Origin of the sequence: Aeromonas sp. 30P (assembly GCF_051919805.1) — a bacterium.
Classification (GTDB): Bacteria; Pseudomonadota; Gammaproteobacteria; order Enterobacterales; family Aeromonadaceae; genus Aeromonas; species Aeromonas veronii.
The window spans coordinates 2,664,224-2,685,620 of sequence record NZ_JBQBEA010000001.1; the positions used below are offsets into that span (position 1 = coordinate 2,664,224).

At 59.3% G+C, this 21,397-nt stretch carries 20 protein-coding genes and 2 pseudogenes; 10 read left to right on the forward strand and 12 right to left on the reverse strand.

The window, feature by feature from the left end; all coding sequences use genetic code 11:
• Positions 1–54: 54 nt before the first annotated feature.
• Both ACTG2B_RS12295 and ACTG2B_RS12300 read right to left on the reverse strand, forming a co-directional pair.
• Entirely contained in the window at positions 55–1,011 is a 957-nt protein-coding gene (locus tag ACTG2B_RS12295) for a LysR substrate-binding domain-containing protein (protein WP_236289996.1), read from the reverse strand.
• Positions 1,012–1,074: 63 nt separating this feature from the next.
• Positions 1,075–1,949: pseudogene (locus tag ACTG2B_RS12300) on the reverse strand (LysR family transcriptional regulator).
• A gap of 95 nt (positions 1,950–2,044) precedes the next feature.
• Between ACTG2B_RS12300 and ACTG2B_RS12305 the strand changes: the two are divergent.
• Positions 2,045–3,265 (forward strand): annotated as a pseudogene (locus ACTG2B_RS12305) (MFS transporter).
• Positions 3,266–3,410: 145 nt separating this feature from the next.
• On the opposite strand, the gene ACTG2B_RS12310 reads toward ACTG2B_RS12305, so the two are convergent.
• From ACTG2B_RS12310 to ACTG2B_RS12330, 5 genes are all read right to left on the reverse strand, one after another.
• Positions 3,411–3,965, reverse strand: a complete 555-nt coding sequence (locus ACTG2B_RS12310; protein ID WP_181363595.1) for a VOC family protein — start codon at positions 3,963–3,965, stop codon at positions 3,411–3,413.
• A complete protein-coding gene (locus ACTG2B_RS12315) occupies positions 3,959–4,723 on the reverse strand; it encodes a hypothetical protein (protein ID WP_005337161.1) in 765 nt (254 codons plus the stop codon). The genes ACTG2B_RS12310 and ACTG2B_RS12315 overlap by 7 nt, the downstream gene beginning before the upstream one ends.
• 191 nt (positions 4,724–4,914) lie before the next feature.
• On the reverse strand, positions 4,915–5,640 hold the full coding sequence (gene nfsA, locus ACTG2B_RS12320) for an oxygen-insensitive NADPH nitroreductase (protein WP_439995946.1): 726 nt from the start codon (positions 5,638–5,640) through the stop codon (positions 4,915–4,917).
• 71 nt (positions 5,641–5,711) lie between these two features.
• The gene (locus tag ACTG2B_RS12325; RefSeq protein WP_439995948.1) at positions 5,712–7,277 is read right to left on the reverse strand and encodes an AbgT family transporter; all 1,566 of its coding nucleotides are present in this window, start codon (positions 7,275–7,277) and stop codon (positions 5,712–5,714) included.
• Between the two features lie 143 nt (positions 7,278–7,420).
• Entirely contained in the window at positions 7,421–9,373 is a 1,953-nt protein-coding gene (locus tag ACTG2B_RS12330) for a putative bifunctional diguanylate cyclase/phosphodiesterase (protein WP_439996937.1), read from the reverse strand.
• An 861-nt stretch (positions 9,374–10,234) separates the two neighbouring features.
• Here ACTG2B_RS12330 and ACTG2B_RS12335 point away from each other — a divergent pair.
• Genes ACTG2B_RS12335 through ACTG2B_RS12345 form a run of 3 tightly spaced genes read left to right on the forward strand, consistent with a single transcriptional unit; the run spans position 10,235 to position 12,690 of the window.
• A complete protein-coding gene (locus ACTG2B_RS12335; RefSeq protein ID WP_005337171.1) occupies positions 10,235–11,173 on the forward strand; it encodes a LysR family transcriptional regulator in 939 nt (312 codons plus the stop codon).
• Between the two features lie 54 nt (positions 11,174–11,227).
• Positions 11,228–12,250 (forward strand): response regulator, encoded by a 1,023-nt coding sequence (locus tag ACTG2B_RS12340; protein WP_157160969.1) that lies wholly within the window; start codon positions 11,228–11,230, stop codon positions 12,248–12,250.
• Between the two features lie 8 nt (positions 12,251–12,258).
• Positions 12,259–12,690 (forward strand): PAS domain-containing protein, encoded by a 432-nt coding sequence (locus ACTG2B_RS12345; RefSeq protein WP_179214422.1) that lies wholly within the window; start codon positions 12,259–12,261, stop codon positions 12,688–12,690.
• An 89-nt stretch (positions 12,691–12,779) separates the two neighbouring features.
• Here the strand turns inward: ACTG2B_RS12345 and ltaE are convergent, their stop codons facing one another.
• The 3 genes from ltaE to ACTG2B_RS12360 form a co-directional block, all read right to left on the reverse strand.
• Positions 12,780–13,799 carry a low-specificity L-threonine aldolase gene (ltaE, locus tag ACTG2B_RS12350; RefSeq protein ID WP_005351141.1) on the reverse strand — a complete coding sequence of 340 codons (1,020 nt, stop codon included), beginning with the start codon at positions 13,797–13,799 and terminating at the stop codon, positions 12,780–12,782.
• Positions 13,800–13,911: 112 nt separating this feature from the next.
• Entirely contained in the window at positions 13,912–14,613 is a 702-nt protein-coding gene (locus ACTG2B_RS12355) for an SDR family oxidoreductase (protein WP_439995950.1), read from the reverse strand.
• Positions 14,614–14,700: 87 nt separating this feature from the next.
• Positions 14,701–15,108 carry a helix-turn-helix domain-containing protein gene (locus tag ACTG2B_RS12360; RefSeq protein WP_005351138.1) on the reverse strand — a complete coding sequence of 136 codons (408 nt, stop codon included), beginning with the start codon at positions 15,106–15,108 and terminating at the stop codon, positions 14,701–14,703.
• 147 nt (positions 15,109–15,255) lie between these two features.
• Here ACTG2B_RS12360 and ACTG2B_RS12365 point away from each other — a divergent pair, with 147 nt between their 5' ends.
• The gene (locus ACTG2B_RS12365; protein WP_439995952.1) at positions 15,256–16,155 is read left to right on the forward strand and encodes an aldo/keto reductase; all 900 of its coding nucleotides are present in this window, start codon (positions 15,256–15,258) and stop codon (positions 16,153–16,155) included.
• A 71-nt stretch (positions 16,156–16,226) separates the two neighbouring features.
• On the opposite strand, the gene ACTG2B_RS12370 is transcribed toward ACTG2B_RS12365, so the two are convergent.
• Positions 16,227–16,508 carry an RNA recognition motif domain-containing protein gene (locus ACTG2B_RS12370; protein WP_005337180.1) on the reverse strand — a complete coding sequence of 94 codons (282 nt, stop codon included), beginning with the start codon at positions 16,506–16,508 and terminating at the stop codon, positions 16,227–16,229.
• Positions 16,509–16,724: 216 nt separating this feature from the next.
• Positions 16,725–17,267 carry a hypothetical protein gene (locus ACTG2B_RS12375; protein ID WP_088869409.1) on the reverse strand — a complete coding sequence of 181 codons (543 nt, stop codon included), beginning with the start codon at positions 17,265–17,267 and terminating at the stop codon, positions 16,725–16,727.
• Positions 17,268–17,373: 106 nt separating this feature from the next.
• Between ACTG2B_RS12375 and ACTG2B_RS12380 the strand changes: the two genes are divergently transcribed.
• From ACTG2B_RS12380 to mepA, 5 genes are read left to right on the forward strand one after another with little or no spacing between them, the layout of a single operon-like run.
• Positions 17,374–18,144 (forward strand): amino acid ABC transporter ATP-binding protein, encoded by a 771-nt coding sequence (locus ACTG2B_RS12380; RefSeq protein ID WP_439995954.1) that lies wholly within the window; start codon positions 17,374–17,376, stop codon positions 18,142–18,144.
• The gene (locus ACTG2B_RS12385; RefSeq protein ID WP_439995956.1) at positions 18,137–18,934 is read left to right on the forward strand and encodes an amino acid ABC transporter permease; all 798 of its coding nucleotides are present in this window, start codon (positions 18,137–18,139) and stop codon (positions 18,932–18,934) included. The genes ACTG2B_RS12380 and ACTG2B_RS12385 overlap by 8 nt, the downstream gene beginning before the upstream one ends.
• Positions 18,935–18,936: 2 nt before the next feature.
• Positions 18,937–19,758, forward strand: coding sequence for a transporter substrate-binding domain-containing protein (locus ACTG2B_RS12390; protein WP_439995957.1), 822 nt, complete (start codon positions 18,937–18,939; stop codon positions 19,756–19,758).
• Positions 19,758–20,663 carry an amino acid ABC transporter permease gene (locus ACTG2B_RS12395; protein WP_069555751.1) on the forward strand — a complete coding sequence of 302 codons (906 nt, stop codon included), beginning with the start codon at positions 19,758–19,760 and terminating at the stop codon, positions 20,661–20,663. The genes ACTG2B_RS12390 and ACTG2B_RS12395 overlap by 1 nt, the downstream gene beginning before the upstream one ends.
• A complete protein-coding gene (gene mepA, locus ACTG2B_RS12400; RefSeq protein ID WP_439995959.1) occupies positions 20,657–21,394 on the forward strand; it encodes a penicillin-insensitive murein endopeptidase in 738 nt (245 codons plus the stop codon). Before ACTG2B_RS12395 ends, mepA begins: the two co-directional genes overlap by 7 nt.
• Positions 21,395–21,397 lie beyond the last annotated feature (3 nt).

The following is a 21,397-nucleotide window of genomic DNA, read 5'->3' on the forward strand; positions in this document are numbered from 1 at the left end:
TCAAACGCCTCCCATTGGGAGGCGTTTTTCTTGGGATGACCACTACAACCCAAGCTATCTAAGTGGCACGGTCAGATTGGCCAGCAGAGCTTCAAGCTCTTCGCCAGTGCGGGCCGCGCAGTATTGATCGACCCGCTCGTGGGTCAATTGCGGCGCGAGACGTTCTATCAGATCGTAGAGATAGCCGCATAAAAATGTCCCTCTGCGCAACCCGATAGCGGCCACACCGCCTGGTAGCCAGGGCGCCGTTTTGAGCACCAGATCGCCATCGCGCTGGGGCTCCCAGGCAAAAGTTGCCATCACCCCGATGCCCATTCCTTGTCTGACATAGGTCTTGAGCACATCGCTGTCGCTCGCACAGCAGGCGATCCTGCTCTCGGCATGAGCGCAATCAGTGCCATGAGCTGTGAAGAGAGCCCTTCCATCGGTCACCAATGCAAACTCCACCAGCTCGGCCGGAGTCAGCGATGTTGCTTTGGCCAACGGATGATCCTTGGGTAGCACCAAGCCCCGTTGCCACTGAAAAGAGGGGAGCACAAGCAGATCGCCCCCATCCTCCGGTTCATCCGCCAGCAGCAGATCGGCAGCGCCATCATGCACGGCTGCGCGGCACTGCGTCGCACTCCCCTGCATCACAGTTACGGCAACTTTGGGAAAGCGGGCCATGAAACCCTTGAGGATGGCGGGCAGAATATAACGGGCTTGCAGATGAGTAGCCGCAATGGTGAGGGTTCCCTGCTCCGGATGCACATGCTGCCTGGCCATTACCTTGATGGTGGCGACCTTGTCCAGCACCTCCGCGGCCACTTTGATCACGTCCCGACCTATGGGGGTGATCTGGGTCAGGTGTTTGCCGCTGCGCTCGAAGATCTGGATCCCCAGCTCATCCTCCAGCATCCGCACCTGTTTGCTGATCCCGGGCTGGGAGGTAAAGAGGCTCTCGGCGGTGGCCGACAGATTCAGCCTGTGGTTCGCCACCTCGACGATATAGCGCAATTGCTGCAATTTCATGGTGTAGCCCTCAAGCGAACCCACCGTTAATAGTAACAAACTTTCAGCAATGGCCCGCCGCCATCAGGCCGGGCGCTCCTTGAGTAGAAAATCACGCAAGGCACGGTTGGCCATGGAGAGCGGATCGCCACGCCGCCACGCCACGCAGAGATCGAGATAGATAGGCGGGTCGAAGGGCACGCCACTCAGATCCGGCTCCTCTTCCAGCACCATCCGCAAGAAGGTGGTCACAGCAAAGCCTTGCCGCACCACCGCCTTGAGCAGAGGGATAAGATTGCTCTCGAAGGCGATATCGGGTTCGACGCCCAGGCTCTGGGCCAGCGCCTCCATATGCTCCCGGTGGTAGAAACCACGGCGAAACAGCGCCAGCTCCTGAGCGAAAAACTGAGAGAGGGTGACGGCTGGTTCACCGCGCAGGGGGTGATCGTCCCCCACCACCATCAACATCTCTTCACTCAGCAGATGTGCCCCCTCGATGGCGGGGGGAGATCACTGGTGATGAGAATGGCCAGATCGAGGGAGCCATCCACCATCCGGCTGAGCAGCTCACGGGTGCCGGCCTCTTCGACCCGGATCTTGAGGCCGGGGTAGCGGTGCTTGAAGGCCATCAGACGAGGGGGGAAATAGTAGGAGCCCATCATGTAGGGGATCCCGATCCGCACTTCCCCCCGCTCCAGCCCCTTGAGCTCGGCCATCTCGGCCTCGGCCTGATGCATCTGCAGCAACAGACGCTCGGCATGGCGACAGAGCACCTCTCCCTCCGGGGTGAGCCGTACCGCCCGATCCTGTCGATCAAACAGCCGCAATTCGAGCTGCTGCTCCAGTTTGGCAATGGCCATGCTGATGGCCGGTTGCGCCACGTGCAAGCTATTGGCTGCCTTGGTAAATGAGCCGGCATCCCTGACCGCCAGCAGATAGGTGAGCTGTTTCAGATCCATGTATCAATTCATCTTATGAGATGGATAACTTAAATATATTATATTTATAGCCGTAAGGACTCTACCCTGACCAAAAGTAGTCAGGACAATACGCAATGATTGAAGTTGGAAGTCGCGAGTGGATACGTGCAACCCTGGCCCTCAGCCTAGGCTCTTTTCTGGTGTTTCTGAACCTCTACAGACCCATCCCCTGTTACCCCTGATTGCCGAGGTCTTCTCGGTCAACTCCCTCTCGGCCAGCTGGACCCTGGCAGGATGCACTGCTGGCCTCGCCGCCTCCCTGCTGATCTGCGCCAGACTGGCGGATCGCCATGGCCGTCGGCAGGTCATGCTGGGTACCCTCACCCTGGCGATCCTGCTCTCACTGTTGATCCCGCTGGTTGAGCAGTTTGGCTCCCTGCTGTTGCTGCGCATCCTGCAGGGCGCGCTGCTGGCAGGACTGCCCGCGACCGCGATTGCCTATATGGGGGAAGAGTTCAGCAAACGGGCGCTGCTCTCGGCGGTGGGGGTCTATATTGCCGCCAACTCCCTCGGTGGCATTGCCGGTCGGGTGGTCGGCGGTCTGTTGGCGGGCTGGTTTGGTGACTGGCAGCACACCTTTCTGGGGATTGGTATTATCAGCCTGTCGCTGCTGCCACTGGTCTTCTGGCTGCTTCCTCATCAGACCCGCTTTGTGGCGCGCCCCCGTTCGCGGTCAATTTACCCACGCCTTGCAGCAACACTTGACCAACCCCTTGCTGGTAGGGGCTTACCTTATCGGCGGGCTCAACTTTATGGTGTTTCTGAACCAGTTCAGCTACCTCACTTTCCTGCTGGCCAAGCCCCCTTTCTCCCTGCCCACCCAGTGGCTCGGCATGCTCTTTCTCACCTATCTTTCGGGAACGGTGGCCTCCTCTCTGAGTGGCCGATTTGCCAACCGCTGGGGGGCACAGCGCATGCTGCTGGTCGGGATCGCCCTGATGGCCCTCGGGAGTCTGTGGCTGCTGCAAGCTAGCCTGCTCGGGATCCTGAGTGGCTTGCTGATCTCCAGCTTCGGCTTTTTCCTGGCACACGCCTGCGCCAGTGCCTGGGTCGGTCATCATGTCGAACACAACCGCGCCCTCGCCTCCTCCCTCTATCTGGTGGCCTACTATCTGGGAGCCAGTCTGGGGGGACTTTACCTGCACCCCTTCTGGGAGCAGGGTGAGCTAGGCGGTCTGGTCATGGGGATTGAACTGGTCCTCATCCTGACGGCGGGCTTGAGCCTCTGGCTCGGCCGTCTCAAGCAGCGAAGCCAATCGCCACTGCCCGCCCAGCAACCCCACCGACACGGGTAACGGGCTCAGCGCAAACAGGGTCACCCACGAGCAGATGGCGCTCTCGCAACCCAGCACCGCCAGATAACAAAAGGGGTCACACCGGTGACCCCTTTTGCTGCGTTATTCAAGAGCCTGTCAGGCTCGCACCGCATTGAGCGCAGGATCACTCCTGATCGAAATAATCCGCAGGCACCGCGACCACAGCACCAGTCGCCATCTCTTCGGCGATCACCTCCGCCAGCGAGCGCAGATGAAACTTGATCTGTCCGGAGGGCAACATCAGGCCAATATCGGGGTTGCGGCTATTCTGCATGTTGCCGGTTTTGAATGGCAGCTCGGGATAGCACGCTACCAGATCTTGCAGTGAAGTGACCACCAGCTCGATATGTTCCAGCCCCGCCTGATGGACGCGACCCGGTTTCGGTGCAGCCAGCTCGATACAGGGTACCTGTACCTCACCAGCCAACAGCGGCTGATGCAACTGATAAGTGGCGATGGGACGTCCGCCAATCATCCCCTCCACCAGCAAGGAGCCCGCCTCGGCCAGCACAGCACATAGCGCGCGGTATTCCTGCAGGGTAGCCGCCCGATAACAGAGGTGATCGACCGTTGGCCGGGAAATGGTGACGCCAGTGGCGGCCAGTTCGGCCAACAGCTGAGAAACAAATGGGGCCATTGGCCCCAGTGTGGAATCGAGTGGGTGGGACATGCTTACCATTTCTTCTTGGGTTGAAACAGGACATCGAGCTCGTCAGCTTCCTTGTCCTTGATGTTTTGCAGATCCTGGGCGCTGTTTTGCTGCTGCAGCTCTTCAAGCTCCTTGAGCCCCTGACGCATATCTTCTTCACGGGCCAGCAGATAGGGATCCTTGTCGCCCACGCTCGCCATGGCAGAGAGTCCCTTGGTATAGAGCTGGCGGCAAGTACCATATTGGCCCTGAATGCGGGCATCCATCGCCCGCTTGACCAGATTGGAGATATTGATCTTGAGCTGCATCAGCTCGAGGCGGCGCTCTTCCTGGGCAAACCCCTGAGGGTCAATCTTGCCCTTGTTGTGCTCGACCCGCAGCACGGCCCGCATCTTCTTGACCAACTGCAGCATCTGGATCGCCTGACGATCGGACTCCGGGGTCTTGAACTGCCCCTCATCCTGCACGCTGTAGTTCTCCTGCACATTCTTGATCTGGGTCTGCACATCGACGATGCGCTGCTTGATCTGATTGTTCGGCATCACCTGGGCGATGGCGCGATAGGCATCGAGGATCCGGTGCTGCAACAGCAACACCATGTTCTTGGAGAAAGGCACCAGATTGACGTTCAGCAACACCTCTTCGGTCTCGTCAGCCACCGTCTTGTGTCTGGCAACGGCGTGACGCTTGTCCGCCTCTGCCTTCTGCTTATATTGCTGCACCACGTTATAGGCGATAACCAAAAACAGGAGTGCGCCAATAGACAGCAATACCAAAGTTAAAATCATAGGATGTCCAAACCCCTGTTCCTATCCAATTGCGTGATCCTACAACAGCTTACCCACTTAAGGTAGCCTGCAGATCCCCCCTTGCCCACGATTTGTAACCAAGCTGTGCCCCCGGTCTCAGGGAGAGATTGCAGGATCAGGGGATGATGACCATGACGGTCACCTCCCCATAGTATCGCCCATCAGCGCCATTACTTGAGGTTAAAGCCCCGCGATTGCAGGAAGCCCAGCATAAAAGGGCGGGACTCCTTGCCCAGAATGGCGCGGATCTGGCCACTCCAGGTCTGCTGTTTGTTGTTGCTGCTGCGGGCCTGATAGTAGTCCGCGATCTGCTGATCGTACCGGGCCAGCAGGTCGCGATCCAGCTCGTGCTTGTAGCGCTCCTGATGTACCACCAATCCCCTGGGCAGACGGGGTTTCTGCTCCGGCTGCTGGGCAGGATGGCCAAGGCAGAGGCCAAACAGCGGGATCACCTGATGGGGCAAGCCGAGCAGTTCGCTCACCTCGGCCGGATGGTTGCGAATGCCGCCGATATAGACCCCGCCCAGCCCCAGCGACTGCGCCGCCAGCAAGGCGTTTTGCGCCATCAGAGCGCCGTCGATGGCTCCGATCAGCAACTGCTCCGCATAGCCGGTCTGGGCCTCGGGCACGATCTGGGTGTGGCGGTGGTAATCGGCGCAGAACACCAGAAACTCGGCCGCCTGCACCACATAGGGTTGATTGCCCGCCAGCATGGCCAACTGCTGACGCGCCTCGGGCTCGCAGACTCGCACAATACTGGTCAGCTGCAAAAAGCTCGAGGTTGAGGCGGACTGGGCGGCGGCGAGAATGGCATCCAGCTGCTGCGGGGCGATCGGCTCGGCAGTGAACTGACGAATGGAGCGATGGGAAAGGATAAGATCGATGGTCTGATTCATGGCACCTCCAAAATGAGGTAACACCATAGCGAAAAAAACGAGGGAGCCCAAGGCTCCCTCGCACACCCAGCTTAAGGGGCCGGATAGACGTAAGGGGCTTGCAACCCGAGCGGGAAGCCGAGCGCCCAGTAGAGCAGCAGGAAAATCGTCCAGCTCACCAGGAAGGCAAGCGAGTACGGCAGCATCATGGAGACCAGAGTACCGATCCCGGTGCTCTTCACATACTGCTGGCAATAGACCACTACCAGCGGGAAGAAGACCATCAGCGGGGTGATGATGTTGGAGGCGGAATCCCCGACCCGATAGGCCGCCTGGGTCAGCTCGGGGGAGATCCCCACCGCCATCAGCATGGGTACCAGGATCGGACTGATCAGCGCCCACTTGGCCGAAGCCGACCCCACCACCAGATTGACGCTGGCGGTCAGCAGGATCATCCCGACGATGGTCACTTCACCGGGCAGCGCCAGCGCATGAAGCACTTCGGCACCGGAGAGGGCCAGCAGGGTGCCCAGGTTGGAGTCGCCAAACGCCTTGATAAAGAGCGCGCAGAAGAAGGCCATCACCATGTAGGAGCCCATCTTGTTCATGGTGGCCGACATAGCGTCGATCACATCCTTGCCACTCTTGAAGCTGCCTGCGACAAAGCCGTAGACAATCCCGGGCAGGATAAAGAGCAGGAAAATGAGCGGAACTATGGACTTCATCACCGGTGCGGCGAAGGTGGTCAGGGAGCCATCGGCAGCACGCAGCGGTGAATCGCTCGGGGCCAGCGCCAGCGCCAGCAGCACGATAGCCGCCAGCATGGCAAACCCGGCCCAGTTGAAGGCCCGGCTCTCTTGCGCGCTGTAGCGCCCCATCTCGTCGGCACTCTCCAGATCCTCGTTGAGCGCCACATGCTTGAGGCGCGGCTCCACCACCTTTTCGGTGACGAACCAGCCGACGCAGATGATCAGCAACGAAGAGGCACCGGTAAATATGATGTTGCACAGGGTGTTGACCATGTAGTCAGGATCGAGCAACTGAGCGGCGGACTGGGTAAAACCCTGCAGCAGCGCATCCCCGCCGGAGGGCAGGAAGTTGGCGGCAAAACCGCCTGAGACGCCGGCAAAGGCAGCGGCGATCCCCGCCAGCGGATGGCGTCCGGCAGCGTGGAAGATGATGCCACCGATGGGGATCACCAGCACATAACCCGCATCTGCGGCGGTGTGGCTGACGATCGCTACCAGGATCAGCATGGGAGTGAGAAAACGGGCAGGCGTCACTTTCAGCAACTTTTTCAGACCGGTATTGATAAAACCGGACTGCTCGGCCACCCCGACCCCGAGCATGGCCACCAACACGATCCCGAGCGGGGCAAAGCCGGTAAAAGTCGTGACCATGGTAGAGAGAAACTCGGCCAGACCGGCACCGGTCAGCAGGTTGTTGACCACTACCGCCTCCCCGGTACGGGGGTTGACCAGATCAAACTGGAATTGTGACAACACCCAGGAGCCGACCCAGACGATCAGCAAGGCGTAGAGGAACAGCATGGCGGGGTCGGGTAATTTGTTCCCGGCTTTCTCGACGCCATTGAGGAAACGGTTCAGCCAACCCTTGGGAGGGCTGGCCGGACGGTCATTGACAGCAGCATGACTCATTATTGCGATACTCCTTTCCCTAGAAACGAGGTCGCATGCTAGCAATTCCAGCCAATCCGTCTCATGACCGATCGCAAAAGAATGATTAATTTTGATTAAATATTGCGGAATAAAATCCCAAGTTGTGGCCTAACGCACACTTGTTACTCTGCCATTACGGCATCTAGCAGTGGATAACGCCCAGCCAGGCACTCAACCACAAAACCGCTAGCCTCGACTTGCGCCACAGTCAGCGGCTTGCTGAACAGATATCCCTGGAACACATGGCACCCCTGGGTCTGCAGGGCGGCCAGCTCGTGAGGCTCCTCCACCCCTTCCGCCATGATCCCCAACCCCAGATTGGTAGCCATGGCCGCAGTCGCCCGGATCACCGGCAAGTTGAGACCGACCACGAAGGAGCGATCCAACTTGATGTTGTTGATCGGCAACCGGTTGAGATAGGCCAGCGAGGAGTAGCCGGTACCGAAATCGTCGATGGCAATCTTGATCCCCTGCTCGCTCAAATCGTCGAGAATGCCGAGGCACCCCTTCATATCGAGCATCAGCACGGTTTCGGTCAGCTCCAGCGTCAACAGGGAGGCATCCACCCCGTGCAGCTCCAGCTGCTGGCGAACTTGCCCGGGCAACGCCGACGAGAGCTGGAAACCGGAGAGGTTGACGGAGACCGGCACCCGCTGATGGAAGCGCTTCTGCCAGCTGGCGACCTGTGCCAGCGCGGTGGAGAGCACCCAGCTGCCGATCTCGCGGATCAGCCCCATCTCTTCGGCCAGCGGGATAAATTCCACCGGCGAGACATGGCCGAGCACCGGGTTGTACCAGCGCAGCAGGGCCTCGTAACCGATCAGACGCCGTTTGGCGGCATCGACCTGCGGCTGGTAACAGAGGCTCAGCTCCTGACGGCCGATGGCCTTGGCCAGAAACTGTTTGAGATTGAGCTTGCGCTGCAGGGTCTGTTGCATGCTGGGGGTGAAACGCTGCCAGCGCAGCCGCCCCATCTGCTTGGCCTGATACATGGCCATATCGGCACGGGTGATAAGGTTGTCCCCGTCATCTGCATCATCGGGATAAATGGCGATACCGATACTGCCACCGATGGTCACCTCCGGCAGCCCGCTCAGTTGCAGCGGCTTGGTCATCTGGGAGAGCATCTGATCGGCCACCTCTTGTGCCCGATCCCCCTGATTGCCCAGCGGCACCAGTGCTGTGAATTCATCGCCACCGAGGCGAGCCAGCTCCACATCCCGCGGGCAAATCTGTTTGAGGCGACCGGCGACCCGCTCCAGCAGGCGATCTCCCGCCTTGTGGCCGTAGTTGTCGTTGACCAGCTTGAAGTTGTCCAGATCCATGAACACCAACGCGAAACGCTCCCCCAGCCCGCAATAGGCCTCAAGGGATTTCATCAAGCCATACCGATTGAGCAGGCCGGTCAGGGAGTCGTGCCAGGCGAGGTGGCGATGCTCCAGCTCTTCGAGTTTGCGATCGGTAATATCCCGCATGGTGAGCAGAATGCGGGCCCCCTGCTGGATATAGCGGAACTGATACTGGAACCAGCGCATCCCCTTGAGGGTTCGGCACTCCCCCTCGGTCACCACTTCATCGAGACGGGAGAGCTTCTGGTAGAAGCTGTCATCATTGCCGGAGAAAACCTGGGAGAGCTTGGCGATCTGGTGGCCAAAACACATTTCGAAGTGATAATTGCCGCTCTCGAACACACCATGGCTATCGAACAGGCAGGCAAGGGTATCGCCGGTTGCCAGCGAGGACTCTTGATAGAGGGTATCGGAGTCGAGCACCGCTTCGGTCATCATCATCAGACGGCCAGCCAGTTGAATACCAGAGAGGCGCAGATAGATCTGCTTCTTGACCCCCTTTGGGGAGAGGGTCCACCACTCGTTGTAACTGCGCCCCTGCTGAAAATCACCCAGATAGCGCTGCAGCAGCAGATCGATGGCGGTTGCCATATCGGCAGAGAAGTCGCGGGAGCAGAGTTCGTCGAGAGACGTCGCCTCCCACACGGAGAGCGCGGCGCTGTTTGCCCAGAAAATATGGTGATGCTCGATGTCATAAACCCAGATCGGGGTATGCAGAACATCCATCGTCTTCAGTAACCGTTCGTCAAGCGTATTCATCTGGTCAAGGTCATTCATGCTGGATGGTCACTGGTTAACCGGAAAACAGATCTGGCAAACCGCTAGCTGCAGAATGCAAGGTGCAAATACCTCTCGGCCATTATCCCTTTTCACATAGCCAAGAGCGGACAAAACTATTTCAGATATCAACAACAGGGCAGCCTGTACGGCAATACTACAAAGGACTCAGCCAAGGACCCTGTTAATCCAGGCGAATCATATAGTCGATTTTTAACTTTTTTCCCCAGTAAAAACAAGCACTAAGAGCTATCCACTCGAGACCTTGAAAGAGCGATTGCATATTTGCTGCGACAAATTTGTTATTAACATTTAAATCAATGGTGGAAATAGTCATCACTCTCTGTCACAAAGCTTCCATTAATTAACCAAGCGGATGGATAAACAGCCAAAAAAACGCCAAAACGGACAAAAATAGTTCACTAAGGCGGAATTGATATACCCCAAATTCATTTTTCAACAGGCAATGAGCAAAACCCGAATATATGATCTGCATCACATTGGCTGTAGATGGCAAACCACCCCGGCTGAGTACGCAGAGCAACCCGGCGCCCTTCCATCAGGTTGCAATATCGGCCTTCGCCTGCGGTTATAGCGGAACAAATCAGGGAATATGGCAAACATCACTGCCGCAGTACCATTTGGCATCGTGCCGGAATAATCACCAGCTCGGAGAAACTGAGATGACGGGCGGGTGGAGAACTGGTATCAACAGAAATCGAATCCAGATCAATTAAACGCTGAATTAACCTTGCCAACCCGGAACGCTCTTTTTATGGTTGCCCCCTTGTTACACCCAGAACAGCGTTTATGAAGCACATCGAAGAGTTCTACCTGTTCGTCAAGGTGGTGCAAGAGGGAGGATTCTCCCACGCTGCAGCCGCACTGGGCATGCCAACAGGCACCATCAGTCGACGCATTTCCCAGCTGGAAGAGCAACTGGGTTGCTCCCTGCTACATCGCTCTACCCGCAAGCTCCGCCTTACCGATGATGGCCTCAGATACTACGAACGTCTCTGCACGCCACTCGCACAAATCGAGCAGGCCACCAGCGAGATCCAGGGTCAAGAGGCCGATATCACCGGGCTTATTCGGATAGCTGCGCCGATCGCGCTCTCCAACACCATCCTCATCGATATGCTGGCCGAATTCGGGCTGCACTATCCCGAGGTACAGTTCGATATCACCCAGACCAATGATCACCAGCACCTGTTCGACAATGATCGGGATCTGGTGTTCTTCAACGGTGAGCTGCCCCAGTCGCTGCCCAATGCGATCTGTCTCGGCCATATCGAGTACGGCCTGTTTGCCTCACCACTCTATTTGACCAAGAAGGGCACTCCCTCCCATCCCAACCAGCTGGAAGAGCATGATCTCATCTACTGCTGGCCTCACCAGCACTGGCAGCTGACCGACAAGGATGGCCAGAGCGTCTGCATCAAACGCAGCGCCAAACTGACCGTCAACCAGACCCAGGCCGCGGTACGCGCAGCCCGGCGTCATCTGGGGATCGTCAACGCCCCGCTGCACTATCTGAGCAGCTTCCTCCATGACGAGCAACTGGTGCCGGTACTGACCGACTGGCAAACCGGCAATCGCCCCTTCTACATGTTGTGTTGCCAGCACCAGTTCGCTCCGTTGCGTGTTAAGATGTTCGTTGAATTTGTTGAAAAATACTCAGCACGCTATCGCAATCGGCAGTGGGACAACCAATTTTCACAAGGTGATAGCCTCACCCATTGCATCTGACCGTTAGCGGGCCACACTTATAGCATCCCTTGCCAACAGAGCCTGCCTAACGCCATGAATGTATTGATATGTGATGACTCCGGGTTCGCCCGCAAACAGCTGGCGCGGGCGCTCCCGGCCGACTGGAAAGTCGATTTGCACTACGCAGCCAATGGTCTCGAAGGGATCGAACAGGTGCTGATGGGTCATGGCGATCTCATCTTCCTCGATCTGACCATGCCGGAGATGGACGGTTACGGCGTGCTGGAGACCCTCCAACGGGAGGGTCTACGCAGTAAGGTGATCGTGGTCTCCGGGGATATCCAACCAGAGGCCTATCAACGGGTCATGGGGCTGGGGGCGCTCGATTTCATCAAGAAACCCGCCGCCCCAGAAACCCTGCTCGCCCTGCTCAAAAAGCATGATTTCTGGAGTGCCGCCCCGAGCGGTCAAGCAAGCGTCCCCGAACTGCAGCCAAACGGCGTGGTAGCCGATGCAGGCGTCAAGATCACCCCCGAAATCCGCGATGTCTATCAGGAGCTGGCCAACGTCTCCATGGGTCAGGCAGCCGACTTGCTGGCTCGGCTGCTCAACGCCTTCGTGGTACTGCCTATCCCCAACGTCAACGTGCTGGAGGTCTCCGAGCTGCACATGGCCCTCTCGGCCGCTGCGGATTCAGATACCCTCTCCGCCGTCTGTCAGGGGTTTATCGGAGCGGGGATCGCCGGTGAAGCGCTGATCCTGTTCCATGACTCCAGCTTCAAAGATTTGGCCAAGCTGATGAACCATCAGGGGACGCTGGATCGCACCGCCGAACTGGAGCTGTTGATGGATACCGCCAACGTGCTGATCGGCGCCTTCCTGCGCGGCTACGCCAACCAGCTCGACACCCCCTTCAGTCAGGGGCACCCGGTGGTGCTCGGCCAGCACAGACCCATCAACGAGCTGATCAACACCAACAAGAGTCGCTGGCGCCGCACGCTCGCCATCGAGATCAACTACCGGATCCAGGATTACGCGGTGCAGTGTGATCTGCTGCTGCTGTTTACCGAAGATTCCATCGCCACCATGAACAACAAAATCATGCACATGCTCTAGGAGTGACTATGGAAATCCGTGAATTTCATTGGCTGATGAACATAGTCCAGAACCTGGACGTAGGCTTGGTTGTGCTCGACAAGGAGTACAAGGTACAGGTGTGGAACGGCTTTATGGAGAGCCACAGCGGCCGACTGGCCAGTGACGTGCGCGATGGCGTACTGTTCGAGATCTTCCCCGATGTGGACAGAGCCTGGTTCGAGCGCAAGGCCAACATGGTCTTCAAGCTCAACAACCGCGCCTTCAGCACCTGGGAGCAGAAGCCCTATCTGCTGCGTTTCTCCAACTATCGCCCCATTACCGGCTCGGCTCCCCATATGTTCCAGAACCTGACGCTGGTGCCACTAGCCGATTTCGGCGGTCAGGTGACCCACATCGCGGTGATGATCTACGATGCCACCGATGAGGCCATGCTGATGAGCGGCCAGCGGCAGGCTTGAGCTTGCAGCAAATAACAGAGGGCGCCGCGGCGCCCTCTGTTATTTCGGTATGAACAGGTCTTGGTATAACCTCTACCTGACCAGCCGTCTCAACGCGCTCCGAGATACTCGGTGAAGGCGTCGATCACCTCTTCAATATCGTCATCGTTGATTTGCAGATGGGTCACCAGCCGCAGCTCGCCGTAACCGGAGAAGAGGATCCCCCTCTCCTTCATAAAGGCCAGCAAAGGGGCAGACTCCCCCTCACGCAGCCGCAGGAACACCATGTTGCTCTGCACCAGCGAGAGGTCGAGCTCGATGCCCGGCAGTGCAGCCAACCCTTCGGCCAGCCGTTTGGCACGGCGGTGATCATCGGCCAGGCGGGTCACATGCTGCTCGAGGGCAAACAGACCGGCTTGCGCCAGAATCCCCGCCTGACGCATGCCACCTCCCAGCATCTTGCGTAGGCGGCGCGCACGGGCGATGAAATCGTGGCTGCCCACCAGCAGCGAGCCCACCGGTGCGCCCAACCCCTTGGAGAGACAAATCGAGATGCTATCAAATGGAGCGGCGATCACCTCGACCGGGGTCTCGCTGGCCACGGCGGCGTTAAAAAGCCGTGCGCCATCGAGATGGAGCTTCAAGCCACGTTCAGCAACAAATGCCCCCATCTCCTGCAGATAGGAGAGCGGCAGCACCTTGCCGTTGTGGGTGTTCTCAAGGCAGATCAGGCGAGTCTGGACGAAGTGGGCATCATCAGGGGCCAGCGCAGCCTTGATATCATCGAATGCCAGCGTGCCATCGCGCTGCATCGGCAAGGGTTGCAGGGCTACGGAGCCCAGCACGGCACTCCCCTGCGCTTCATAGCGATAGATGTGAGCGGCGTTGCCGAGGATGGCCCCCTCACCGCGCTGACAGTGGCTCATCACCGCCAACAGATTGGACATGGTGCCGGACGGCACAAACAGCGCCGCCTGTTTGCCCAGCAATCTGGCCCCAAAGGCCTCCAGCGCGTTGACGCCCGGATCTTCACCATAGACATCGTCACCGACTTCGGCGTGGAGCATGGCTTGACGCATAGCGTCAGTAGGCTGGGTGACGGTGTCACTTCGTAAATCGATATAGCGCATGAGATCCCTCCTGAAACAGGAGAGTGACGTTAGCCATGCGCCCCTCGCTTGGCAAGGGGCGCATGAGCAGAATGTGAAGCCAATAGACGTCCATAGAACCCGCAGGCGGGATTTACCAGGGTAGCGGCTGACCGTTGAGATCCAGTAGCTGGCCCGATTGGGTCAACGATAACCCCTTGATGAGATTGAGCAGTTTCACCGCCACCTCGGCAGGCTCCTGCAATTGCTCCGCAGGCAACTCACTCAGAAAGGGGGTGTTCATCGGGGAGTCCATCAAGCCGGGCGCCACCGCCACCACCCCCGCTTGCGGGAAACGTTGCGCCCACTCGAGGGCCAGAGTTTTCACCCCCATGTCGAGGGCCGCCTTGCTCATCCGGTAGCTGTAACGCCCACCCTCCAGATTGGAGGTGATGGAGCCCGCCAGATCAGAGATGGCACAGAGCCACAGCGGATGGCCATTGCCCATCAACCGACTGAAACGGGCAGCCAGCGCCAGTGTTGGCCAGGCATTGGCCAGCAGGCTGTCGCACAGCCACTTGGGGTGCACCTCTTCGACCCGCCGCTCTGGCATAAAGCTGACATCGTGCAACAGGCCGATGGTGTTGATCACCACAGTGGGAAGCGGATCGGTGTCGTAGAGGGTAAACAGGGCGTCGAACGAGATGGCGTCCACCTCTTGCAACGGGAAGAAAGCCCCCATCTCGATCCCTTTTGGATAGGTGCGCCCGGCAAGAAGGAAGGACTCCCCCCTTGCCATCAGCTCTCTTGCCAGCGCCGAGCCCAGCGCACCACTTCCGAGGATCAAGTAGCTCATCGCCCATTCCATGGAGAGTTATCTTGCTTAGAGCGTATCAGAATAATCAACCGGCCGTGACACGACCAAAGGGTAATATGCCCCCCATCACGCTTCCCCCAGATGGCGACCAAACTCCCGCGCCAGCGCCAAGTCGAGAAAACCGTCCGCTTTCTTGTGGGTGCGCAAAAACTGGTAATAGGCGAGCAGGGTGACCAGTGCCTCCTCATCGGGCAGCCCCACCCCGGGTTGCTGCTCGCCCAGCAGTAGCTGCGCCGCTGCCAGCGCCTCCCTGTCGACCACTTCCGCCTGACGGTAGAGATAACCGCAGCCGGTTGCCAGCCACTCCAGCGAGCAGTTGGCCCCCATGGCGATCTGGTTGGCCCGCGCCAGGCCAGGCTCGGCTCCCTTCAAATATTTGCGTATCAGCGCTTCACTGAGCCCCACCTTGCGGGCAAACGCGCTCACGCTCATCTCCCCGATCAGGCTCTGCAAGCGCTCGGCAAATCCTTCCATCCAACTCTCTCTCCTACTCTGCGATCAGAACCAAAGTTCGAATCATGCCACTGCCCATTATTGCTTTGCCAGCCACATGAGGCCAAGATGCCCGCAGTCATCTATGTTGCACATCGTTTTCGCATCGTGTTTTTCAAGGAGTCAACCATGTCTGTATCCCGTGTCGCCCTGCATCCGCAAGGCCCCACCTTCTCTCGCCTCATCATGGGTTACTGGCGCCTGATGGAGTGGCAGCTCTCTCCGGCCGCTCTGCTCGATATGATGAAATATCATCTGGATCTGGGGGTCACCACCATCGATCACGCCGATATCTATGGTGGCTACCAGTGCGAAGAGGCCTTTGGTCACGCCCTACGCCTCGAGCCTTCCCTGCGCAGCCGGATGGAGATCGTCACCAAGTGCGGTATCGCCCTCACCGCCAAGCCGGAGCATGCTCTCAACCACTACAACACCGGCAAGGACCATATCATCGCCAGCGCCGAGGCCTCGCTGCGCAAGCTCGGCACCGACCATCTGGACCTGCTGCTGATCCACCGCCCTGATCCCCTGATGAACGCAGATGAAGTGGCCGACGCCTTTATCACCCTGAAACAGGCGGGCAAGATCAAGCACGCCGGGGTATCCAACTTCACCGCCCGTCAGTTCGAGCTACTGCAATCGCGCCTCCCCTTCCCGCTGGTCACCAACCAGCTGGAGATCTCGCCGCTTCATCAGGAAGGGACCCTTGATGGTACCCTGGATCAGTGCCAGCAGCTTGGCATCAAGCCGATGGCTTGGTCATGTCTCGGCGGCGGCCGACTGTTCAGCGATGACGCCTATACCCCGCTGCGTGCCGAACTGGAGCAGATCCGTCAGGAAGTGGGTGCCCAGACTATCGAGCAGGTGGTCTACGCCTGGGTAATGATGCTGCCAAGCCAGCCGCTGCCATTGATTGGCTCCGGCAAACGGGAGCGGATTGCTGCCGCCGTGGCCGCCGAATCCATCGCCCTCAATCGCCAGCAGTGGTTCCGCATCCGCAAGGCAGCGCTCGGTTACGACGTCCCCTGATAACAGCAAAACGTCCAGAAACAAAAACGGCATGGGGGAAACCCATGCCGTTTTTTTATTGCCGAGGTACCTTAGCGGTGGCGCTGTTGCGGGCGACCACGGGGAGCATCTGTCTTCGGTTTGGCCTGGTTGACGGTGATGGTACGGCCACCGACTTCTGTGCCATGCAGACCAGCGATGGCCTTTTCGGCATCACCATTGACCGGCATTTCAATAAAACCAAACCCCTTTGACTGGCCGGTATCGCGGTCGATGATGATATCAACCTTGTCGACCTGCCCAAACTGGCTGAACAGGGTTTTCAGTTCGTCGGCCGTCATCCGGTACGACAGATTTCCTACGTAAATCTTCATGCCATCCACTCTCGATTCAAGGTGCCTTCTCTATGCAATTCCCAGCATAACGGTAAGGGCACAACCCCTATGCCGGACCTGCCATGGCTTCATGCCGTGGCCTTCTCCACACTGTCGTCAAGTGATTGATCTCTTGGGTTAACAGTGCAGACAAGATCAATTCGAGTCACTGGCAGTATCTGAGCTTTGCCGGGAATTGTCGAGAAAATAGTCGACTCAGGCCGATTGCAGATCTGACAACCGTTGCGCCAGCATCTGGCGACCGTGCCAGGCCCGTTTAAAGCCGAAGCGATAGACAGACGGGCTCACCAGATGCAGCTCCCCCGCCTTGAGATCCAGCAAGGCCATAGCCGCCGCCAGCTCCTCTTCACTCAGTTGCAGATCGAGGCTGAAGTCGAGCCACTGGCCGTCGTGACCCACTCGCCGCTCCCGTTCGAGCGCCACCAGCTGGCTGCGGGGCAGTGCCAGCGCCTCATCCTTGTTGCCATTGAGCAGATAGATATGCTGTTCATCCCACCCCAGCTCCGCCAGGCGCCAGGGCTGCCAGCTGCGGGGCAGCGACACCATGATCCCGGTGATGCCACCAAAGACCACGCCCACCCAGTTGAGCAGCGCCATGGCGCCCCAGCCATCCCACAAGGAGGCCGCCACCACGCCCCAACTCACCAGCAACAACAGAAAAATGACGCAGCGATAGCGAACCGCTGGCGGCATCAACAGCTGCACCTGGGAACCGGCAAGCAAGGATGTAATACGCATGAAAAGCTCCTGTCATCACGAAATGGCGCCATTGTGAATAGCCATCAGGATGCTGACAAGGGGGTTTTCTTTGTCATCCCCCTATAAAATCAATACCATGGCGTAAATGATCCTCAGTGGAACCCGCTTCTTGACCAGCTCGCAACCCTGTGTGCGCTTTTGTGGCGTCGACAAATTCTATGGCGATTTTCAGGCGCTTCATCACATCGATCTCACCATTGAACGGGGAGAGAAGTGGGTCATCTGTGGCCCGTCAGGCTCGGGAAAATCGACCCTGATCCGCACCATCAACGGGCTGGAGGAGATCGACGACGGCCAGCTGTTCCTGTTTGGCGAGCCGGTGACCCCTTCCTACCTGCGCCGCCTGCAAGGTCGGGTTGGCATGGTGTTTCAGCAGTTCAACCTCTTCCCCCATATGACGGTGCTGGAAAACCTGATGGTGGCGCCGGTGCATACCCTGGGGTTGCGCCCTCAGGAGGCCAAAGCCCGGGCGCTCGGGCTGCTCGAGCGGGTGCGCATTCAGGCGCAGGCCGACAAGTACCCCCACCAGCTCTCCGGCGGCCAGCAGCAGCGGGTCGCCATCGCCCGCTCCCTCTGCATGCAACCCGAGCTAATGCTGTTTGACGAGCCCACCTCCGCCCTCGACCCCGAGATGATCCGCGAAGTGCTCGATGTGATCCGCGAGCTGGCTGACGAGGGGATGACCCTGATCTGCGTCACTCACGAGATGGGCTTTGCCCGTCAAGTGGCGGATCGGGTGCTCTTTATGGATGAGGGGAAAATCATCGAGTCGGCCCCGCCCGCCCAGCTGTTCAACGCCCCTCGTCACCCGCGTACCTGGGCCTTCCTCGAACAGGTGCTCAGCTATCATGGCTAGGCTCAATCGCCCCCGCCTGCTCGGCTGGTTGTCAGGCACTGTGATGCTCTGTGCGCTACTGGGCTGGGCGCTCTATAGCGGCGCTCGCCAGATGGGCTATGAGTGGCAGTGGCCGCGGGTGTTGCCCTTTCTCGGCGAATGGGATGAGGGAACCTTTTATGCCGGCCCCTTGCTAAACGGCCTGCTGGTCACTTTGCAGGTGGCGCTGCTCAGTCTGCTGGGCACTCTGGCGATCGGGGTGTGCGTGGTCAGCCTGCGGCTGGTCCCCTCCCGGCTCGGCCCCTGGCTCGCCATCGCCTATCTGGCGCTGGTGCGCACCACGCCCCAGCTGGTGCAACTCTATATTCTCTATTTCTTGCTTGGCCCCATGCTGGGATTGGCCCCCCTTGCCTGCGCCGTGTTGAGCCTCTCCCTCTATCAGGGTGCCTTCACCGCCGAGGTCTTGCGTGCAGGCGTACAGGCCATTCCCAAAGGACAGTGGGAGGCGGCCCGCTCTCTTGGCTTGTCGCGAACCATCACCCTGCGCAAGGTGATCCTGCCCCAGCTGGTGCGCATCACCTTGCCGCCGCTGACCAACGAGCTGGTCTCCCTTATCAAACATTCGGCGCTGGTGAGTGTGATCGCCATCTTCGATCTGACCAACGAAGGGCGTACTCTGGTTGCCGATACGTTTCTGACCTTTGAGGTGTGGTTTACCGTAGCTGCCCTCTATTTGCTGTTAACCCTGACGCTGTCAGCCTGTTCGCGGGCGCTGGCCCGTCACCTGAATCCGGATCAACAAGGACGCTAACCATGACTCTGTCATTCAAGACCACCCTGTCGGGCGCAGCCCTGCTGCTGGCAAGCCTGCTCACTCCAGCACTGGCAGAAACCGCCCCCTCCGACACCCAGGCGCAGATCGAGCAGAGCGGTACCCTGCGGGTCGGCATGTCCACCTTCGCCCCCTGGGCGATGCGCGACAAGCAGGGGGCCCTGATCGGTTTCGAGATTGACGTGGCCCGTCGCCTCGCCACAGATAACGGCTGGCAGGTAGAGTTCGTGCCTACCGCCTGGGATGGCATCATCCCCTCCCTGTTGGCGAAAAAATATGACGTCATCATCGGCGGCCTCACCATCACCCCCGAGCGGGAGAAGAGCGTGCGCTTCACCCAGGCCTACTCCCATTCGGGGGTGCAGCTGGCCGCCTCCAGCACCATGGCCAAAGAGAAGAAAACCGTGGCGGACTTCAAACAGCGCGGGGTGATCCTGGCGGTACGTCGTGGCGCCTCACCGGTACAGGTGGCAAAAGAACACTTCCCCAAGGCCACCCTGCGCCAGTTTGATGACGAGTCACAGGTATTTCAGGAGGTGCTGAACGGCCGCGCCCACGGCGCCCTCTCCTCTTCCCCGAAACCCGAGCAAGAGGCGCTGCGCCACCCGGATGCCCTCTTTATGCCGTTTGCCGAGCCGTTGGCACAAGGCGATGAAGGCTTTGCCCTGCGCAAGGGGGATGATGCCTTGGCTGAACAGTTCAACGAGTGGATCGCCGCCCGTCAGGCCGATGGCTGGCTCAAGGCGCGCCATGACTACTGGTTCAAGTCGCTGGCCTGGGAAGCGCAGGTCGCCAACCCCTGATGCTGATTGCTCTAAAAGAGACCATCCGGCGCATCGTCCGTGGGGCATGTCGGAACATCAACTGGCTGGATGGGGCGATCGCCCTGATCCTGCTGCTGGCTGGCCTCTGGCTGGCCAGCCGCTTGCACATCGGGGTGGCCTATCAGTGGCGCTGGCATGAGGCCTTCGATCTGCTGTTCACCCCTGGCCCTCACGGCGAGTTGCCCTACTTTTTCAGCGGTCTGCTCACCACCTTGCGCATCGCCCTGCTCGGCATGGTGCTGGCGCTGCTGCTCGGCACTGCGCTGGGGGTAGCCGCCTTCAGCCGCCGCCCCTGGCTGGTGATGCCCGCGACCCTGTTTATCCAGCTGATCCGCAATCTGCCGCCGCTGGTTTTTATCTTCATCTTCTACTTCTTTATCGCCAACCAGCTGCTGCCTGCGAGCGGCCTCTCCCGCTGGCTCGGCACCGTATCGCTCTCCCCGTGGCAAGAGGCGCTGTTTGGCCCACCTGCCCGCTGGGAAAACCTCATCTCAGGCACCCTCTGCGTTGGCATGATCAGCGCAGCCTTCGTCGCCGAGATCGTCCGCGCTGGGCTGGCTGCCATCCCCCGTGGCCAGTGGGAGGCGGCGCAGAGCCTCGGGCTCTCTCCCTGGGTGCGGCTACGCCATGTGATCCTGCCGCAGGCCATGCTGCTGATGCTCCCCCCCCTCACCGGCCAGCTCATTGCGCTGGTGAAGGATACCGCCATCGTTTCCCTTATCTCGGTGCAGGAGCTCACCTTCGTCGGCACCGAGATGGCCAACTCCAGCGGACTGGTCTACGAGATCTGGCTGCTGGTGGCCGCGGCCTATTTATTTATATGTTTGAGTCTGTTCGTATTGCTGAGCCGACTCGAAGCAAGACAAGGAGCACGCACATGCTGACGTCCCTGTTGCTGGCGACCGTATTGCAAGCAGAAGCCATCGGCGGTTATGCCGCCGGTTGTTTGAAAAACGGCGTATCCCTGCCCCTCGAAGGGCCGGGTTATCAGGTGATCCGCACCAAGCGGCTACGCTACTACGGCCACCCCGACCTTATCCACTACCTGCAGACGCTGGCCAACCAGACCCGCATGGCCGGGCTGCCGGATCTCTATATCGCCGATCTGGCGATGGCCCGTGGCGGCCCCTTTACCTCCGGCCATCGCAGCCACCAGACTGGCCTTGATGCCGATATCTGGTTTCGCATGGCCAACCGCCCCATCAGCAAATGGGAGCAGGATGCCCCCAAGGAGTGGGCACTGATCGACGAACCCAGCTACAAGATGTTGCCGGGTCGCTTTGGTCCCCAGCAGCTCACCTTGCTGCGGCTGGCGGCCAGCAAGCCCGAGGTGGCCCGCATCTTCGTCAATCCGGTGATCAAATCCGCGGTCTGCCAACAGGCTGGTAACGAACCCTGGGTCGCCAAGCTACGCCCCTGGGTGGGCCACTTCAGCCACTTCCACGTGCGGCTGCGCTGCCCGGTAGGCAGCCCCGATTGTGAACCCCAGGCTCCCATTCCGCCCAGCAATGGCTGTGGGGAAGAGCTGGCCTCCTGGCTCAAAGACAAGCCCCAACTGCCCAAGGTATCCGGCATCAACAAGCGACCTGAGCTACCTGCGCGTTGTGGCAACTGACCC

Coding starts and splice junctions, on each gene's coding strand:
- ACTG2B_RS12295 (WP_236289996.1), bottom strand. CDS start 1,011: ATGAAATTGCAGCAATTGCGCTATATCGTCGAGGTGGCGAACCACAGG.
- ACTG2B_RS12310 (WP_181363595.1), bottom strand. CDS start 3,965: ATGGTAAGCATGTCCCACCCACTCGATTCCACACTGGGGCCAATGGCC.
- ACTG2B_RS12315 (WP_005337161.1), bottom strand. CDS start 4,723: ATGATTTTAACTTTGGTATTGCTGTCTATTGGCGCACTCCTGTTTTTG.
- nfsA (WP_439995946.1), bottom strand. CDS start 5,640: ATGAATCAGACCATCGATCTTATCCTTTCCCATCGCTCCATTCGTCAG.
- ACTG2B_RS12325 (WP_439995948.1), bottom strand. CDS start 7,277: ATGAGTCATGCTGCTGTCAATGACCGTCCGGCCAGCCCTCCCAAGGGT.
- ACTG2B_RS12330 (WP_439996937.1), bottom strand. CDS start 9,373: ATGGATGTTCTGCATACCCCGATCTGGGTTTATGACATCGAGCATCAC.
- ACTG2B_RS12335 (WP_005337171.1), top strand. CDS start 10,235: ATGAAGCACATCGAAGAGTTCTACCTGTTCGTCAAGGTGGTGCAAGAG.
- ACTG2B_RS12340 (WP_157160969.1), top strand. CDS start 11,228: ATGAATGTATTGATATGTGATGACTCCGGGTTCGCCCGCAAACAGCTG.
- ACTG2B_RS12345 (WP_179214422.1), top strand. CDS start 12,259: ATGGAAATCCGTGAATTTCATTGGCTGATGAACATAGTCCAGAACCTG.
- ltaE (WP_005351141.1), bottom strand. CDS start 13,799: ATGCGCTATATCGATTTACGAAGTGACACCGTCACCCAGCCTACTGAC.
- ACTG2B_RS12355 (WP_439995950.1), bottom strand. CDS start 14,613: ATGAGCTACTTGATCCTCGGAAGTGGTGCGCTGGGCTCGGCGCTGGCA.
- ACTG2B_RS12360 (WP_005351138.1), bottom strand. CDS start 15,108: ATGGAAGGATTTGCCGAGCGCTTGCAGAGCCTGATCGGGGAGATGAGC.
- ACTG2B_RS12365 (WP_439995952.1), top strand. CDS start 15,256: ATGTCTGTATCCCGTGTCGCCCTGCATCCGCAAGGCCCCACCTTCTCT.
- ACTG2B_RS12370 (WP_005337180.1), bottom strand. CDS start 16,508: ATGAAGATTTACGTAGGAAATCTGTCGTACCGGATGACGGCCGACGAA.
- ACTG2B_RS12375 (WP_088869409.1), bottom strand. CDS start 17,267: ATGCGTATTACATCCTTGCTTGCCGGTTCCCAGGTGCAGCTGTTGATG.
- ACTG2B_RS12380 (WP_439995954.1), top strand. CDS start 17,374: ATGATCCTCAGTGGAACCCGCTTCTTGACCAGCTCGCAACCCTGTGTG.
- ACTG2B_RS12385 (WP_439995956.1), top strand. CDS start 18,137: ATGGCTAGGCTCAATCGCCCCCGCCTGCTCGGCTGGTTGTCAGGCACT.
- ACTG2B_RS12390 (WP_439995957.1), top strand. CDS start 18,937: ATGACTCTGTCATTCAAGACCACCCTGTCGGGCGCAGCCCTGCTGCTG.
- ACTG2B_RS12395 (WP_069555751.1), top strand. CDS start 19,758: ATGCTGATTGCTCTAAAAGAGACCATCCGGCGCATCGTCCGTGGGGCA.
- mepA (WP_439995959.1), top strand. CDS start 20,657: ATGCTGACGTCCCTGTTGCTGGCGACCGTATTGCAAGCAGAAGCCATC.